General features: G+C 46.1%; 16 protein-coding genes. 11 read left to right on the top strand and 5 right to left on the bottom strand.

All coding sequences use genetic code 11. From position 1 onward, the window contains the following. Positions 1-7123 (top strand): hypothetical protein (locus GO755_RS41160; RefSeq protein WP_198175075.1); only part of this gene is annotated, 7123 nt, incomplete at its 5' end. Between the two features lie 78 nt (positions 7124-7201). Here the strand turns inward: GO755_RS41160 and GO755_RS40090 are convergent. Together GO755_RS40090 and GO755_RS40085 are read right to left on the bottom strand one after the other, a co-directional pair. Beyond that, positions 7202-7609 (bottom strand): hypothetical protein, encoded by a 408-nt coding sequence (locus tag GO755_RS40090; RefSeq protein WP_157591076.1) that lies wholly within the window; start codon positions 7607-7609, stop codon positions 7202-7204. Positions 7610-7736: 127 nt separating this feature from the next. Then, complete coding sequence (locus GO755_RS40085) at positions 7737-8321, bottom strand: hypothetical protein (RefSeq protein WP_157591075.1); 585 nt, start codon at positions 8319-8321, stop codon at positions 7737-7739. A 713-nt stretch (positions 8322-9034) separates the two neighbouring features. Between GO755_RS40085 and GO755_RS40080 the strand changes: the two genes are divergently transcribed. The 8 genes from GO755_RS40080 (at position 9035) to GO755_RS40045 (ending at position 13316) form a co-directional block, all read left to right on the top strand. Continuing rightward, positions 9035-9346 (top strand): MerR family transcriptional regulator, encoded by a 312-nt coding sequence (locus GO755_RS40080; RefSeq protein WP_157591074.1) that lies wholly within the window; start codon positions 9035-9037, stop codon positions 9344-9346. Positions 9347-9381: 35 nt separating this feature from the next. Continuing rightward, positions 9382-9756, top strand: a complete 375-nt coding sequence (locus GO755_RS40075; protein ID WP_157591073.1) for a hypothetical protein — start codon at positions 9382-9384, stop codon at positions 9754-9756. An 80-nt stretch (positions 9757-9836) separates the two neighbouring features. Next, positions 9837-10289 carry a hypothetical protein gene (locus GO755_RS40070; RefSeq protein ID WP_157591072.1) on the top strand — a complete coding sequence of 151 codons (453 nt, stop codon included), beginning with the start codon at positions 9837-9839 and terminating at the stop codon, positions 10287-10289. Positions 10290-10364: 75 nt separating this feature from the next. Continuing rightward, entirely contained in the window at positions 10365-10652 is a 288-nt protein-coding gene (locus GO755_RS40065) for a hypothetical protein (RefSeq protein WP_157591071.1), read from the top strand. Positions 10653-10664: 12 nt separating this feature from the next. After that, on the top strand, positions 10665-11030 hold the full coding sequence (locus tag GO755_RS40060; protein WP_157591070.1) for a hypothetical protein: 366 nt from the start codon (positions 10665-10667) through the stop codon (positions 11028-11030). Positions 11031-11224: 194 nt separating this feature from the next. Further along, entirely contained in the window at positions 11225-11428 is a 204-nt protein-coding gene (locus GO755_RS40055; RefSeq protein WP_157591069.1) for a hypothetical protein, read from the top strand. Between the two features lie 182 nt (positions 11429-11610). Beyond that, entirely contained in the window at positions 11611-12807 is a 1197-nt protein-coding gene (locus GO755_RS40050) for an alpha/beta hydrolase-fold protein (protein ID WP_157591068.1), read from the top strand. Positions 12808-12998: 191 nt separating this feature from the next. Beyond that, the gene (locus tag GO755_RS40045) at positions 12999-13316 is read left to right on the top strand and encodes a DUF6804 family protein (protein ID WP_157591067.1); all 318 of its coding nucleotides are present in this window, start codon (positions 12999-13001) and stop codon (positions 13314-13316) included. Between the two features lie 39 nt (positions 13317-13355). Here GO755_RS40045 and GO755_RS40040 read toward each other — a convergent pair whose 3' ends face one another. The 3 genes from GO755_RS40040 to GO755_RS40030 all read right to left on the bottom strand — a co-directional run bounded on the left by GO755_RS40040 (position 13356) and on the right by GO755_RS40030 (position 16703). Further along, entirely contained in the window at positions 13356-13883 is a 528-nt protein-coding gene (locus GO755_RS40040; protein WP_157591066.1) for a hypothetical protein, read from the bottom strand. Positions 13884-14051: 168 nt separating this feature from the next. Continuing rightward, complete coding sequence (locus tag GO755_RS40035) at positions 14052-15206, bottom strand: glycosyltransferase family 4 protein (RefSeq protein WP_157591065.1); 1155 nt, start codon at positions 15204-15206, stop codon at positions 14052-14054. 375 nt (positions 15207-15581) lie between these two features. Then, positions 15582-16703, bottom strand: coding sequence for an acyltransferase family protein (locus tag GO755_RS40030; protein ID WP_157591064.1), 1122 nt, complete (start codon positions 16701-16703; stop codon positions 15582-15584). Positions 16704-16992: 289 nt separating this feature from the next. On the opposite strand from GO755_RS40030, the gene GO755_RS41960 reads away from it, so the two are divergent. Further along, positions 16993-17118 carry a hypothetical protein gene (locus tag GO755_RS41960; RefSeq protein WP_262887052.1) on the top strand — a complete coding sequence of 42 codons (126 nt, stop codon included), beginning with the start codon at positions 16993-16995 and terminating at the stop codon, positions 17116-17118. Positions 17119-17433: 315 nt separating this feature from the next. Then, positions 17434-18177 carry a hypothetical protein gene (locus tag GO755_RS40025; RefSeq protein ID WP_157591063.1) on the top strand — a complete coding sequence of 248 codons (744 nt, stop codon included), beginning with the start codon at positions 17434-17436 and terminating at the stop codon, positions 18175-18177. Positions 18178-18193 lie beyond the last annotated feature (16 nt).

The raw sequence follows: 18193 nt of genomic DNA, 5'->3' as shown, positions 1-18193 counted from the left end.
GAATAAGTTCAATCAGGATGTAGCATCTGGTCAGAAGCAAGCCCATGAAACGGCTATTCAAATTCAAGCCTTAGCTAAAAAGGTCGGATTCGAGGGTGATTTGTGGGGAAACGGCTCCATCAAATCTACCTCGGCTGCCCCCGCTAAAAGTGATTTATCAGATTCGAGTACACTAGGCGAATTAGGTAAAGCTGCCTGGAACGGATTACTCGATACCGCAACGGGCATTGCCCGCACACCTCAGATACTCCATGATGCGGCTGGTGCGCTGAATACTGCCGTGTTTGGCGAGCAGGATGCCGGAGCTAAAGCCGACAGCGAACGAATCAATAAAGTTTTTAAAGGACTGGGTGATGCCGTCGCTCACTTCGTCGATAAGGGCAAAGCTGACCTGGACGCCAGTGGTGCTTTCGATCAGGGACTGTTCAGTAAGGACGATTCGGGCGACTGGCACTATAATAGTATTCAGGGAGCAGCCCATAGTATCGGTCAGAGTCTGGGTTTTTTGGCGTCGATGATTGGGCCGGGACTGGTAGGCAAAGGCGCAAAGGCCATCGGCATTGGTACTTCGGCGCTCCGGGCTGCGAAAGCGGCTGGCGATGTCGAACGGGTTGCCGAACTAACCAGGGCCGCCCAAGGTACCGAGCGAGCCATGCGCTTTGTGGGGGGTGTGACTTCCCAAGTGGAACCACTCTATCAGGATGCACTGGAAGCAACGGGAGATAGTCACAAGGCTGCTGCCTTCACGGCGGCTGTTGCTCCGGTGGTAGCGGCCATTGATGCCTTTACCGGAGTCGAGTCACTGGCTGCGGGCGGTGCTGGTCGTCAGCTCTCGAAAGAACTCGTCAAACAGGTGATTGGCCGGATGAGTGGGGAAGTCACCGAAGAGACGCTCAAGCCCCTGGTAAAGACCTTTGCCGAGCAATGGGTAAAAGGCAGAATGAAAGAGGGGATGACTCAGTTCGCCGTCGAAGTGGGAACGGAAGGCGTTCAGGAAAGCTATCAGATGCTTATCGAAAAACTCTTTGATAAAGCAGCGGGCAACACCAAACTCGCCGATCAGGGAGGAGCTGCCGACGCCAGATTAATTAACTCGATTGCTTTGGGAGGACTCGTCGGTGGGCCGATGGGAGCGATCCTGCATCATAATGGTACGTATCATCCGACCGCATTTAAGGTATTGCAGGATGCGTATCTCGATGGCGGAAAAGAAGGGCTGGACGGTGCGGTTAGTTCACTACAAAATGGGCTAACCAAATGGGGAAGTGCCGATGCCGAGCAGCAGGGCGTACTTCGGAATCAGGTGAATCGGATGGCTTCGGTCATTAGCTCGTTTAAGAATCCCTACCAGGTTGATCCGAAAACGCAGTTTCAGTATTATGATGTTGCCTACAATCAACTGCCTGACCAGCAGAATCAACTCGCCCAGTTGCAGGCCCAACACGATGCACTGACATCCGACCAGCCAACGGTAACCGATATTGATGAGAATGGTCAGCCTGTTACTACACCCGTCGATCCGATTGTGGCAGCTAACCTGGCTAGTCAACTGGCACCCGAACTAGCCGACCAGCAGCGACGGGTGAAGTACCTATCCGATGTGCAGAATCGACTCACCAGTCAGGGTAAATATCAGGACTGGGCCAAAGGCTATGATGTGATTGGGAAGTATCAACCAGGCGACCGGATTGTCGGATCGAACCTGGACGACCGCTCCGATGTCGATGGTACCGTGACGAACATCTCCGAAGACGGACAGACGTTAACCGTCGAAGTACCACCCGTTCAGTCGGGAGACCAGCCAACCAGCGTACAGGTTCGTGCGCTCGATGCTCGCCCTTTTGAGCAGAGCATTCCCCGTACTGCTGATCAGAATCCCGATGTGGCCGAAGCCGAGGTCGGTGACGTATCAGTCGGCGATAATCTGGCCGATGGTTTTGTTTCGCATCAATTAGATGAAACGGGCAACCATCGGGAGTACACGACGGGTCAGCGTGTGGTGCTGGCTGACGATCCAACTAAGAGCTATCCAGTGGAGACCGACATCGATGCTGAGGGTAATCAGACGTTGACCATTGCTCACCCCGATGGGCCAATCACGGGCACACTGGACGAGTTGACCGACAAGTCCAATCCTCGTCGGATACTGGGCACCTATTCGCCGGAGCAGGCACTGGCTCGTCAGGACTGGAAGCAGGCGATGCGTCGAAATGAGGAGACCAGTAACAAGCTAAAAGCCAAGCTACCAGCGGCAACGGTGACCGCACTGGATGCAATGAGTGAAGGGCAGTTACAATCCCGCTACGAACAACTGGGCAAAAACAAAGCTGATTCGGATGAACGAAAATACATTGAGCTACTCGCCGAGCGAAACAACTGGCCGGTCACCGCTCCCGAAGCCTCGCCCGCTTCGCAGCGTGAACATACCCAGGATGCTCTCGCGGCTGATACGCCCACGCAAATTGAGCCAATACTGGACGCAGGTGAAGAGGTAATCGACGATAGTATCTGGAATCAGATCATCGACTCTGACCAGATACCTAATGAGGTCATTGCTGATATTGCTGCCCGCCAACTGTCAGGGCAGAGCCTGACCGACCGGCAGCAAATTCTCTTCGATGGTTTCGATCAGACGGATGAATCGGTGTACATGGCTTCACTCGATGAATTAACTACTCAAGTACTTAACGCTAAAGAATCACCTACCAATGAGCCGGTTCAGCCAGCACAAATCAATACTAACCCCGACACCGCAGGAAGCCCTGGCGGAAGTACGGGAGAAGATAGCCAAGATGGACAGGGCGGAAGCCCGGAGTCAGGCACCCAAACTGTACCGGGATCTGATGGATCAGTTTCAACCCAACTGGCGAATGCGCCAACTGCTGAGCCTGCCGGTACAGGTAGCCCAGCAGTCGAGGCAGCAACTTCTTCAACGCCTGGCCCATATCAGAACGGGAGTGCCCCTATAGCATCACTGGACTACCCCAGTTCCTTCGATGCCTATGGGGTTGTAACGCCCAACGGAGTGACGATCTCAGACAAGCCAAACCCAAATACGGTTGTTGGACTGGTGAAGACGGAAAAGGGGTACATTGGATACATCATCCGTAAAGGAGATGGTGGACGAATTGGTCGTGCCTATACCTATCGGGACAGTATGATTAATCCATCGTTCAATGATACGATCAGTCCTCGCCCCGATGTAACCCAGGACATTCAAACCCTATCACCGGCTGAGTATACCTTCACCGGAAAGCTGGTCAAGAAGGGGGAAGTCTTTTACCAGAAAGATGATGCACTCTACAACCCAGCAACTGCACCAAAAACGCCCGTCGAGGAGGCTACCAAGGCTGATGGTGACAAGTTGGTACAACAGTCATTAGCGACCCAGCAGGCAGTCGAAGCGCACAAAAGTCAACAGGCTACCACGCTGGCCGATGCGCTGGGCGTCGATCCCGAAGAGGTAGCTGATGTGCCGGATCAATCGACTTCGCTTCCTGTTTATCAGGCTGGGCCACAGCCCGAAGGGATAGCGACAGTCGGCACCCAGGTACGGGTACTACTGAGTGGGGGTACTGAAACGCTGGGTGTGATCCGGGGTAAGAATGCCGAGGGCGACATCATCGTTCGGCGTATGAACCGAAAAGGAACAGCGGAAGAAGATTTCCCTCATCCAGCGAGCGCCATACTGGCAGTATCGGGTAAACCTATTTCTATTGATGAGAATCTGCCAGCTCCTGCCGAAGAGGAGGCCCAGGCTGCTGCTACGGTGAAGCCCGGTCAGCAGATGATGGCTCCCGGAACGTCGGGTGGTCAGGTGCTGGTCGATGTGTTATCCGTTGGGGATGATGGCAATGCCAAGGTACGGGTTGTGCTCAGCAATGTCGAACGGACGGTACCCGTCAGTAAACTATCGGAGCCACCAGCCGCTGAGATCACTCGTGTAAAAAAGATTCTATCCGAACGGAAGGGTGTGGTGCGTAAGCAGGTGGCCGTCCCAGAAGATGTAGCTATTCCTCGGACACCACCCCAGGTACTGATCGACTGGATCAATAAGCTCCGCAAGGCATTCCCGCGTGTGAAGATTGAAACACTGAGTAATAGTCAGATGGTGGAACGCTTCGGAGAGGCTGACCGAGGAGCGGTTGAAAATGGGATTGTCTATATCAATCTTGATACGGCTACTGCTGATACGCCACTCCATGAATACGCCCACATCTACAACACGGTACTGAGAAAGTACTTTCCTCAGCTTTATCAGCGAGGGCATCAGCTCATTGACGGCAGTGTGTATATCGACCAGGTAAGAGCATCGCATCCCCATCTGAAAAATGAAGAAGCGATTCGTGAAGAAGCCCTGGCTACTGCAATTGCCGAGAAAGGGGTGAGCCTGTCCTCGCTAACTATTATTCAGCGCTTTAAGACGTGGGCCGGATTAATGATGCACCGGATTGGTGAAGCAGTAGGCTTTCCGTTGTCAATGGAAAGCACACTCGATGACTACCTGACGGCGCGTGCTCGTGAACTGACATCCGGTCGGACTCTCTCAATGAACACCTCAGATGACTTGGCTCAAGAAGGTGTACAGTCTCAGAAGGCACAGCGCCCAACACAGGCTACCGTCCTGCTACCTTCGGTGATGGACGAGGCATGGCTAGCAGCCAATGGCGACCTGTTGACAGAGAATCAATACCAAGATATTGTCGATAATTATCAGCAAGTCTATAACCCAGCTACGGGTGCTTACTCCCAACAGAAAGTAGATATCGCAGATGAACTCAATACTATTAGGCAGGTACAGGACAAATTTGATCGCAATGGAGGCTTAGCTACCTGGTTAAGAACACATGCCAATCTTCTCGATCACAGCAATTTGGGCCTTCTTGTTTATGGTGAAAGTTTGCTTGGTATACAGTACCAGAACATTCTGCAACAGCAACTAGAAATAGTTGCTCCTATGAAAACAGCAGGGTACCATGCCTTTAAGCAGTTTTATATACTACTCAAAGGGCGAACCGTCTTCCGGGGAGCCATGACCTGGAACACTGCCGAAAAATGGGACATTACCGGACTGGTGGAGAATCAGCCTGTCCGTCTACAGGTGCCTGTTGATCAGGTTGTTCATATGGCGGCACAGTACCGCTCAACTATAAAGAGCAAGGGCCATTTCGATCCAAAACACGCCCAGAAAATGGCGCAGGGTATCGAGCCGACGATGGGATTCAAGTTACCCAACGTTGACAATCCCGATGCGCCCATCTTTGTACGGCTTAATAAGACCGAGCTTCGGGCATTGGAGGATCGCGTGTTCATCCATGACGCGGGCACAATTGCGCTGATGCAAGCCTGGTCTGACCATAGCAATAGGATGTTTCCTTCCATCGCCCGGATTCATCGGCTGATGACAGGCAAGACATTGGCACAATTGGCCGACTACTTCCCCCTTTCGCCTGTATCAATGGAAGCCGACATCATGGCCCGCTCGATTGATAAGTTCGTTGACGACGCGGGTCTACTAAAAGGACGGGACGAAGGAGCTTCTGAGTGGGTGAGTGCTGATGGCTTCCTGTCGGCAGCAAATCGCTATCAGCGAGAAGCGGAAAACTTCGTTCAGCTCTCGCCCCTCTGGCAAAATCTGAAAGGGCTGGCCGCACGTCAGCAGTCACACTTGGCGGGTCGCGGTCTGGCAAGTATTACGGATGCACTGAACCGGCAGGCCAAAGGGTATCAGATGCCCGATGCCGTTCATAAAGCAAATACAATTAAACTAGTGGGGACTTATGACATAGGTAAGCTCTTAAGGTTAGCAACGCTCTCCCGCTTCGCCTTTAACATTGCGATCCCCCTAAAACAGATTACCGGCTTTGTGTCTGCTTTTGGGTCCGGGGCTATTGACGCTAAATACCTGCGAGATGCCGCTCCATTATACTTTAAAATGATAGGTGAGTCCTATGTATTAGTGGGCCGTGGTGACCAGGGAGGTGGATATTTTGGTAATCCTACCGATTTCGATGAGATCAATGCGGAGCTTGCCACTATCGACACGCCGGATAGTCATGTACTTCGCTGGCGTATGCAGGGGCAGACACACCCAGATATTCGTTTCGATGACTGGTCATCCAAGCGCGACGTGGCTGGGTATGTTAATCAGACGAAAAACAAACTCCGCTCCTTTTTTGAGGAGTACGGATTGAGCATCTCCCAGCGAGCGGACACCGCCGTTGTAGGAGCCTTATACCGGGCCGCCAAGGCGCAGGTAGTGGCTAACAACCCTGACTTTAGTGAACAGCAAATCAGACAGGAGGCAGCTACCAGGGCAAAAGAGGCTCTTTATTACTCCAACCAGACGTTTGATCGCACGGATCGGGCGTCGATCCAATTTGCCAATAACCCCGTCGAGCAGCTTCTACTACTCTATAAAGGCCAGGGAGTAAAAATATTCAACACGATGGCTCGCCGTACTATCGAATTAGCTCAAGCTCCTGATCCTGCGAAGAAAGCAGCTAGATTACGGTTGGCATATAATCTAGGGCTTAACGCAGTGTTGGCTCCGCTGATTACAACAGCAGTTGACGTAGGGGTGCTGGCTCTTCGAAATCTGATTAAAGACGATAAAGAAAAGGCGAACGACAAGGAAGAGGAGCATAGTGAGTATCTCGATTATGGAATGACCTATCTATCCTCAATATTATCGCAACTCTTTCCGGCTGAACTGGGGGACGCGACAGCAGCGATAGCCTACATGGCGTCTAATCCGAGCAGTAAGCGTGAGTTCTTTAATGTCAATCCTATTGGAGTGGTAGCCGACTTATTTAATTCGGTAGGAGAATTGATCGTTGATGTAACCAGCAAGACCTATTCATCGGAACGAGCATTCCAACAGGAGGTAACGAAGGCGGTGCAAAATGCTTTACGTGCGGGAGCTGTTCGGGCAGGTGTACCAATGGAAGCTGTACGGCAGATCAATCACCTAATCGGAAACTGGCTATTGCCGGAGCCAAAGCCCAAAGCTAGATCGCGTACTCATCGCCATCACACACATCGGCGAGATCAGGACGCAAATTATGGCTTGGAGTATCTGACAGGCACAGAAGAAGAAACTATTCATCATCGACGCCGATGAGGTTGTAGAGCTTAATTGCCCTGATACTTTAATTTAGCATCCGGGCAATTAAGCTCTACCAATCCAATCCCCATTTTATCAGAATAGAGGCTTTGCAATTTCTTTGGTATCGCGATAATGATACGTATATGCTCCCCGGAGAATGACTACGATCCAGGCAACGTCTGCCATCCTCCAAACCTGCCCAGTGATATTATCAAAGGGAAATCCACCCTGTATAGCTATAAACATCGCCATTGACGAAGCAACCCATATAGAATAATAGAACGGTCGATTACGACCAGTTATCGGCCCATCGGAAGAAAACAGCAGTAAAAAACCAATCAACCAGATGACGCGAAATGCCTGATATACCCACCCTTCGAGAGTAGGCAAGATCGCCGACAAAAGAAACAACAGCGACATGACCATTGCGGTCAACTCATAAAAGGTAGGCTTGCGTTGGAGTATACCCCACACTTTACCCGACTGCGAAGGAGAAGTCATCGTTATTACTGTTGGGAATGGAGAGAAGTTTGTACATAAAGCCGAAGAATTTATGCGGCTACTCTTTCAATATCTTCTGACTGACATAATAAGCACTAAACAGGACAGTAGTCAATATCAAACCTAACTAGCTTAATAATTCCAAAAATATCTTTAGCTGACTCAGCACTATATCCAAGTCTTCTCGGGTAGCCTGCCGTCCATAGATGAACGACCAGAATCTAGCGACCTGTTTCTTGTCCATGCTCGCCCGTATATTGGCCGTATCAATTTCTTTTCGTTTTAGCAGAGCACGTAGCCCTACTTGTATACTTTCGTTATACAGCCTCCCCGCTGGCGTAGTACTAGCAAGATAAAAAAGCCCTCCCAACGAATGCTGTATGCTATGAAGTAGTTTCCGAATTTTCTCCACTTCATCACCGTCGAGATTATTAACATGGTAGCGACTGTCATCGGGGTGCCGACGTGCTGAGAGTAATGCATTAATTTTGTCTGGATGCCCTATGATCCGGCTTATGGGTCTGGCTTTAAGCCAACCTGCCTCAACCAGCTCAAGCAACTTCTGCTCAACCCCACGCCCTGCATTGTCAATGGGCAATCGAGCGATATATTTATCAGGAATACTGCCCATTCGCTTCCATCGGCTGACAGTCGAGGGGGCCACCTTCCACATTTTTGCAATCAACGTCGCATTTTCTTCTACATATAACATCGAGAGAGTGGGTTTATCTGTTTTTCATCTTTTTACTTTCTCTTACGCAGTAGACGCTTCTATGCGCGCGCGTGAGGAATGACCATTGTTACTGAAAATCAGACAGTTATACAATCAATTTCCTATCTCTTATAATAGTATTGATAAAATTGATATATTCAAATATATAACTAATTGATATTCAATACAAATTATATAATTACGTTATGCAATAGTTTATAATAGTAGAGAATAGGGTGAGTGTATATAGAGGCCATATTTTACACTTATTGCAGAAATAGTGGAGGTTATAGTTAAAAAAGTGCCCCCCCCTTACCGAAAACTCAATATGCCGAAAAAGACCCCGTACCCCCTGTCATGGTAATCAGTATCGGCTGAAAGAAGAAGGTTAGCCGCCAGCTTTGCGATCCGCATCGGCAGCGGGGGAAGTATCCCGGCCCTAAAATCAGGCCAATAGGGTACATTTCTTCACCCGTACCCCATCCACATCGAAAACTATCTGATAAGGAAGGCTGGGAATAGTTAACCCAAATATCATTAGGTTCCTTTTTTTACTGTTATACTTTGAAAGTCTTTCTAACTATAACAGTAAATATTTAAAAATCAATCATTTAACTTGTTTTTCAATAAATTATTGCACTACATTTGAACAAGACAAACGGTAAGACTTCTATTCGGAGTCTGCCCATTATCCATCTTAAATCATAAACTAAATGAAAACGCAAACCGAAGTAATTGTATTAACGCCCGATCAATTAATCGAGCACATTAATGTTGCCATTACCCCCATTCTTGAACGTCTAGAAGAGGTCGAAAAGAAATTAGCTCAAGACAAGTTGTGCTATACATCAAACGAGATTGGTAAACTTCTCAGTGTGTCAGGTCGGACAGTTCGGAATTGGATTGTTCAGGGAAAGGCCGATCACAATGGAAAGTTGCACCACCTGGATGCAATTGAGTTGCTACCTGGTCGGTATACCATCCAACTTTCTGATGTTAAGAAATTTATGGGCTTCTACAAGTAGCTACTACTATCTCTTAATGATAAAACAACACGATTATGGCAAGGTATGATACCTACCCGGTACATGAACGTAATCGAAAGCCTATCTCAATAGGTTTAGATCACCCTGAGTATCGGCGGATACATTGGTTTGTTAACCAACATCCGCATACGATGCGAAGTGCCTCGGAGAATACCCAATACGTTAGGCGCCTATTTGACGAGGCTGGAACAGACTTCTTAGAATGGTTTCAACTGGCCGTTGATAATTGGATGGCTACCGAGGGCAGATATTGCGAAAAGAACATCGTAAGAGAGTTTCAAGCGAATATGAAGGCAATAGCAAAGCTGTTGAAAGCTTTGCAGGAGACGGAAGCTAAATACCCACGTCCCTATCCTCCTCCATACCAGGCTCGATTTGTAAAACGATAGTAAATAAAAGGCCCGCTACGACTGCAATCGTAGCGGGCAATACCTCACAATTTAAATAAACTCTAAAGCAATTGAAAAACATGAAATCTCTCAAAAAGTTCAATCATCTCACATTCCAATCCGTGCCAAAAGTAAACAAGACGACTGTGGGCAGATGGGTAGGGGCAATGAAAGGAATGTATAGAGGCATGGGGAATAGAACGATTGCTGTCATGCACGACAATACCGCAAACTATTCGGCATTAGGCATTCTATGCGAAATCACTGAACCAGAAAAATGGAAGCATAGGGAAGGTTATTTGTGGCATGATGACTATTTGACTTTCCCTAGTTCTGGTTTGCTACAAAGACAAGGCATTCCCGTATCGCTCGCTATGCTGGTGTATACTTTGAACGAAGATTGCGGTAAATCACTGGGTTTTACAGCCAACTATCTAGATAGAAAATACCTGAAACGTATTAGTCATAGTCACAAAGCTAGGCGAAGAGGAACTGTTATCAAAAGCGTCTACCGTCGAATGGTAGTAGCGTAACAGGTGAAACAAATAGACAGCCTGCTATTGCGAATATAGTAGGCTGTACCTCACAACTAAAATCCCTCAAAGCCAATGAAAACGTTAATTACTAACCATATTATTCAAGCCGGTTCTATTTCTCGACCTCAAAAAATAACTCGCTTTCGAAAGGTTGCACACGTCCCATCGCGCGCCTGGGCTGCTGTTCAAATTCTTCTCAATACAGATAAAGTTCGGGACTACTGGCGGAATTTAATCAAGACAGACATAGAAGAATACTTCCGACTCATGGAAGAAGGTATGAATGAAGACAGAGATTTCCAGAAAGAACGACGTATTCAGAAACCTAATAACTACATCTGTAACCCCCAAACCGTTTAACCCTTTACCACTATGAGCACCGCAATACAAAAATCCCAACAGGTAGCTATTAATCAACGTAAAAAGGGAGTCACTAAACGACAGACCTGCGAGGCTTTCCCAAAAAAGGAAGATGTTGAGATCCTGCACATCGAACTGTTTTACGCTAACGGGTCAGTAAGAGAAATGAACGTAACTTCTATAGGTGGCAATATCGAGCTTCAATACATTCATATGCGCCGTTATCTTGTCGAAGCTTTAGTAGACAGGGGCCTAGTGAAAATACATGCGCATTACGCTTATAGCGAGAATGGTAATATTAAGAATATTTGTTCTTGGTACCCCTTCGACTGCCTTACAGGGAGAGAAATTAGTCCCGAGGCAAAATTACTGCTTTAATTAACTGCCCCTAGCAAAAGTTAGGGGCAGTTTTATTCTGTCTAGTAATACACTGTCGTAACTTGCTTTACAAGGGGCGCAACCAAGTTGATATATGAAACAACAGTATTTGTTGAAGCGATATACTACGAATTGTAGAAGTCAAATAAACTGAAACCTAACTTTTTCTTTTCATATATGAAAAGGCCTTCCTAATGAATCCAGTCATTTCGCCCGGTGATCGGGTCAGTGTTGACAAGATGGTGAGAGGCTATTTGCGAGGTTATGAAAAAGCAACGGTTTTGGCTTGGATGCCCTCGGGCAGACTAAAAGTTAAACTCGATGGCAGCTCCATTGTGAAAGTCGTGTCACCTGATCATGTCAAGAAAGTAGCTGACGGGCCAAATGGGGTCAAATAGGCAGAGAACTAAGCTTAAAAAATACATGAGTCAAAATAGGTACGAGTCTGTCTTCTGAGAGAGCATCACTCAATAATCAATATTTATTCTGTCAGGAAACCAGCTTGGTGACTATACCGCTTCATTTAAATATCCTGTAACCTTCCTTAAAAACTGAAGTTTCCAATGGAAATCTAAATCATATGGGTACGCTAAGGCTGTTTGCTACCGGTCCACTTTCGGTTTGGTTTGTGCTTCTCTTTAGCCCACTTGCTTCCAGTCAGGATAAACCAGCTCCAATCGTCATTGGTGAATCAATCACAATTCACTCGACTATACTTCAGGAAGATCGATCGATTCTAATCTATAAGCCGGACGGCTATACGGAATCGACGGCCCGCTACCCAGTTTTGTATTTGTTAGATGCAGAAGCTCATTTGGTCCATACGGGGAGTATGGTGAACTATATGGCTTCTCTTGGTATCATGCCCAAGTTGCTCATCGTCGGTATCATCAACGCCGATCGCGGACGGGATATGACGCCAAAACCAAAAAACGGGGTCGATAAAGACTTTCCATCAGGAGGGGGTGCTGAGCAATTTCTCTCCTTCATCAATCAAGAAGTAAAACCCTTCATTAAGTCCCACTATCGTACTGACGTATATGAAATCTTAGCCGGGACTTCATTAAGCGGCTTATTTAGTATCAATACCTTACTTACCCACAGCACTGATTTTAATGCCTACTTTGCCATTAGCCCGGCTCTGTGGTGGGATAAACAGGCCGTACCACAAGTAGCGGAAACGGTTTTAACGAAAGCCGTTACTAGAAAAACATTTCTCTACTTTACTCTCTGTCCAGACGACTCAGAGCTTCTACAGGAAAGTACCAATCGATTGAAGCGCATTTTAGAGAACCGGCAGGCTGATGGCCTTAGCTGGCAATTTAAATTTATCTCCGATGAGACCCATAATTCGGTTGTACATCTAGGTCTTTATTGGGCATTGAAGGCTTTATATAAAAACTGGCAGCTTGCTCAGGTAGACAATTTAGCTAAGTTGGAACAGCATTATAGGCTGCTTTCTGCCCAGTATGGTTACCCGATTGAAGTGCCCGAAGAGCAACTTAATAGCTTAGGGTATCAACTTTTATTCGGTGGGAAAGCCTTTGAGTCAATCGCTGTGTTTAAACGAAATGTGGCTAGGTTTCCTACGTCAAGTAATGCCTATGATAGTTTAGGGGATGCCTATAAACTTGCGGGAGAACTGCTGTTGGCTAAGAGTAGCTATGAAAAGGCTTATTCGCTAGGGAAAGAAGCCAATAGCCTAAATCTGGCTTCTTATTTGAACAATGTCGAGCAGGTGAAAAAACTAATAAATCAACAATCCCAGAAGAAGTAAGATAGCCCTATCTTTTACAATATTACAACCGTTTGTGTCACCACACCGGCTTTATTCCATTTCGTATTTTACTTCCCAAAGTATGAAAAGCCACTTCAGTTATATTTCGTCGATTGTAGGCTTTAGACAACATACTGTAGATTATACAACAGGTTTAAGTATGAAAAACTAGTGCATTTTCTTTTTGGATTATGAAGATCTACCGAGCAATTCTCCTAACAACAGCTGTTTTATTATTCTTGGCTACTCTAGCTGCGTTGTCTTTACCTAATGGCTTTTTCACCTTTTTGCGGATCTTTGTTTGTGGCGTAGCTATCTATGTCGCTTTACAAGAAAGGGACTCAATTGTAGCGTTGATTGGTTTGCTGATGCTAGTTATCCTCTTTAACCCACTGGAGCCTATTCAGCTGCCTCAGCCAACTTGGCGCATTATTGATTTGGCAACCGCTGCCGCCTTTATTCGATTAGCATTCAAGCCTTCAAGAACGCAAAATCAGCAACAGTTTTAAGGTCTATCTAACATATTGGCACTTATAAAACAGCAAAATTTAGTTGAACTGATACTGTATATCTAGATTGACCGTACTTGTTATTTTGGGTACTACCGACGTAAATGCAAACCATTCACCTCCCTGAGCATTCTTACTGGCTTCACCCGTTACTTTTACTTGGAGACTGTAATTCCCATTAGTACCCGCAACTAGAGCTTGCGTGATTTGACGAATATTAACCGGGGTATTGATAAACTGACCATAATCGGCCTTCGTGCCAATGAGCAAGGAGTTTTTGCTAAAATCAATTGCAGCCAACGACCCAACATTCGTACAGCCGAAAAAGGTAGTATAGGCTTGGTTATCATTAATGACCCGGAATACAATCGGCTCGTTCTGATATTTCCGCTGATACCACTGATCCAGTAAGCACTTACCATGAGCGAGGGCTTCACATTCGTTCCCGTATGTCTTCTCATTGCACCTACAAACGGGGTAATAATTGGTTAAACAGCCATAACAACCCATGAACTTTTCAACACAGGTAGGATCGACTTGCTTGTGGCAATCACAGCGAGTGATCAATAGGATAAAGGTGACTAGTACCCGTATCTAGTATCAGGTATGAATAATGAACTCAGTTGATGGCAATGGTATATAATTTCCGTCAGACTCAATTAGTGCAGCCATTCGAAGATTGAATCGGTAAGCTATGGCAATAACCACTCACTCGTTTTCCAACCAATTTTCCACTTACTGAACCGATTCGGGGGAGAATGCTTTTACATCGGTTGTGGCATTGAGGGCGAGTACCCGACGATAAACCTCCAGGGTTTGATGAACCATTTGCTCCGAGGAGAACGCTTCCTGCCGACGATACCCTTTCTGCCGCAAGGACTCACGCAACTCAGCATCGAAAAGAACGGATTCAACCTGGTGACGAATGGAGTGAGCCGACTCAGGATCAAAATAAAGGGCCGCATCCTGAGCTACCTCGGGAAAACAGGAGGTATGACTGACTACTACGGGGCAGCCAGTGGCAAAAGCCTCCAGAATCGGAATCCCAAACCCTTCATACAGCGAGGGATATACAAATGCCAGGGCCTGTTGATATAGCCGATACAGGATCAGGTCGTCAACCATATACTGAACTACCTGATCACTTATCCCCAACTGCTCAATGAGTCGATTTTCATCGACCGTAAACGCCCCGCCCCCGCCACAAACTAAGTGCAGCGATGGGTATTTCTTAAGCAAGGGAGCAAGCGCCTGAAGAAAGGGACCAAAGTTTTTGTAACTCTCCCGGCTACCCACATAGAGCAGATAGGAACTGGGAGTCTGAATTTGAACCGTATCGGGCACCTCCATACTTCGGAAATGAGTCGCGTGATGGATCACCGTAATTTTATCGGCTTGTAGCTGGAACAGCTCAATCAAATCATTCTTGGTGTTTTCGGAGACGGCAATGATATGGGCTGCCCGGTTGAATAAGAGCTGTTTTTGGGCTTTCGACGCATTATCAACGTGTCCGTATTTGGCACCGAACTTATCTTTGATGGCATCGTGATAGGTTAAGACAAAGGGCTTATCGCCAATGTATTTTAGAAAATAAGGATGGAAAAACGTGGGATGGAATAGATCATACTGTCGGCGTCGTACTTGCCCTGAACTCCACAACCGATTAATCAGCGAAAAGAGTCGGTTCGTGAGCCTATAGCCCAGAAAATAGGGAAAGGATGGGGTGCGTGACCAGGAATTTTGGTTTAAATACTCATTATTGGAAAATCGGATCGCTACTTTGGCCTCAATACCTTGTCGGCGAAGGACAGTGATGAGGTGGTAAAAATAGCGGGACACTCCGCCAAATTTATTGGCCGTAAAGGCTTGGTGATCGTACAATATTTTCATTTTGGGTGGACGTTTACGGATATTAGGGGATAGGGTAACTAGTATAGGGTTCTGTTGGCCGGACATAGTTCACTTGAAGCGGCTACCCTATGCAACTCACGGGTAGGGTAATGTCACTAGCGATCCTCGAATCCTGTAGGGAAAAACTTCATCAAGTCGTGATGGCAGTGCAGGCTTTCGGCTCAGGGCTTTCATGGGAAGATGAGATGGATAATTCGATACAATAAGTAATCGCTTCGTTTAGAGTTGTTTGAAAGGGTGAGTGGAATAATGGTCAATTAGTGGTTTCATTCTGTTTGAGCTAGGTGTGTTTTGACCAAGATCCAAAAAGCGAATGGGTCGTTGGATTTCCTGGTCTATGTTTTGACGATTTAATTAAACAATCCAGCTAGGGCGTTTACCCAGTAAGAGCCTTTTTGCGAACCCCTGGCCACGTTCTTCAATAAACGCGTAGGTGATCGTAGAGATGAGGATTGTCAAGCAGACAACCAGTATAAATTTTAAGTTAAAGTTGATCATATTAGTGCTCGTACTATTGACCGGAATAACTTGCTGGGGAAGGAGCTTATCCAGCCAAAATAATACCCCAAAATGCGTCAGGTAGGCACTATAGCTTATTTTACCAATGTATCTGGTTATAGGATTTACTAGTAATCGAACCGGGAAGTTAGCTAACCCGATGATGAGCCCGATAAATCCTATGCTTCCCCAGAAGTGAAGTGTATGAGGTAAATTAAGGAGATAGGCTTTGCTAATTGTTTTGCTGACAACAATAAGACTAATTGCACTTACAGCCAGGCATACTGTAAACGGACTTACCCGCTTTTCTTTCTTAAGCACTACATAATAGGCAATAATTCCACAACCAAACACCGGTAATTGATAGGGTAAATAAAAAAACAGATACTGCTTCAGCAGTTCGTTCGATTGAACAGCGGGGATTTGATACAAGATGACTGTAAGCCCATAACCTGCCAGCAATGAACAAGCAGTAAAGTAAATAGCCCGATTTAACGTAGTAATGATCGTGCATAAGTAGGGAATCAGCATATAAATGATCACTTCAATTCCGACTGACCATCCGCCGGGAATGATACTATTCATCCATAGCGGTGTTAAGCCATGTACCAACAAAATATTCGCAATAATGCCCCATGTATTGGCCACAATCACCAGGGCAACAGGTTGGTTATTGCTATAAGCCATCTGAATTAGATAGTAGGTCATAGCCAGGTAATACATAGGAGCAATGCGGAAGAAGCGTCGGATATAGAAGTCGATCGTATGTGTACTAACTTGGTTAGTTCGCTGCTGTGATAAGAAAAGGGTAAAGGCACTGACTACATAAAATAATTGAACGCCCATAGCTGCTGGCGAACCCATTTTGTCCATGAAGGAATAAAATTGGGGATCGCTATAGTGATAGAGGTGACAGTGGAACCAGATAACACTTAAAATGGCCATTCCTCGTAATGCGTCAATGTAGGGCAATTTCATGATGTATCAGGCAGTCAGGAATCGAAGGGTAACTCTGAGCTGCTGATGACTATATAGCGGTAGGACAAAAAAGGTGAATGAAAATGGTTCGCTTTTTTTGTGGGACACGTGCCTGTGTCTTTTCCAAATTCACAAATTCCATTAAGGCCTGAAATCAGCATCTATTCCCCATGATTCTCACGATCTGTATAGTTGCTCAGGAGTTGGCCATATCCAGTGTGAATTATTGACCTGTTGGAACAGACAGTGTTACCTTACAGATAAGCTCAACAGGCAACCACTTGAGAAAGTGGCCCTGTTGGAACAGAAAGCAACCCTACTGGTGGAGAAAATGGATTTGCTACTGGAGCGTATCGCTCAGTACGAGATTGCGTTTTTTGCCGCGTCGATCAATGACTTACGAAAGCTAAATTGAGCCTACGTGTCTGTGAATTTCTCGGCCTAATCGAATCAAATAGGTTTGACCCCTAGTTTAAAGCCCGGAACGCAAGTTGCAACCAGGCTTTTTTGTATCCATCGTAGCAGAGTAACATTGGAAGGAAAATCCTAATTCAATAAAATGAGCCTACATTAGGAAAGTACAACTTTCGACAAACTTTCACACAATAGTTAGTATTTTGGTTTCGTACTATACTTCCCAAAGTACGAAATGCCGCTTCAGTTATATTTATATTTTGTCGATTGTAGGCTTTAGACAATATATTTTAGATTATACAACAGTTTGGAGAGTATGATATATTACCAATTAGGTAAGAACGTGGACCCTAAGGTTGTAGGAGTAAGCCATGGTGCTGGGCAGTTGAAGGTGAGTAACACCTTTAATGAACTTAACAAATGGCATTACGAGATATTCCACCAAAAGCCTCAAGAATCTTGGAAGAATTGGGCCAAATATGAACTGTATGCCCCGAAAACACTGGTTGGGCTTATCCTTGAAGAAGGAGCCAAACTGACAGATTTCATTGATGATGGTTTGAGAGGTTTCTTTGTTAATGACCGCTTAAAAGCCATCTTGGAAGAAGCTCATCTTCCCAATCATAAATTCTTGCCAACTATATTTACTAAGGAAAAGACAGGACAGCCCGTGGAGGGTTACTGGCACTTTGTGTATGATATGGAGACAGGAGAGAATACAGTAAATTTTAGCCAGTCTGAGTATAATCTTAAATACCATAAACAGAAGTTTGGTGAAGATTTTACGGTCTCTATTAACACCTACCAAGATTATATGAATGTGTTTTATCAGACAGGTAGGGCAATAGCAACCAGTTTACTGGTATTTAACTCATCCTTCGATCAGGAGTTAGACATCTTCGGGACTCAGTTTTTGTCCACGCAGAAAGCTTACATTTCAGAACGGTTGTTTAAAAGGTGGCAAGAGGCCAACATAACAGGCTACATTGCTCGGTTACCAGCAGAAAGCCGTTTAAGAGCCGAGCGTTTGGGGTTGAACCATTGTGAGCTGGTTTTCTAAATAGCTTAACATATTG

It is taken from the genome of Spirosoma arboris (assembly GCF_009754945.1).
In the GTDB taxonomy this organism is placed as follows: domain Bacteria; phylum Bacteroidota; class Bacteroidia; order Cytophagales; family Spirosomataceae; genus Spirosoma; species Spirosoma arboris.
The sequence above is the reverse complement of the archived record's forward strand: the minus strand, read 5'-3'. Positions and strand labels throughout refer to the sequence as shown.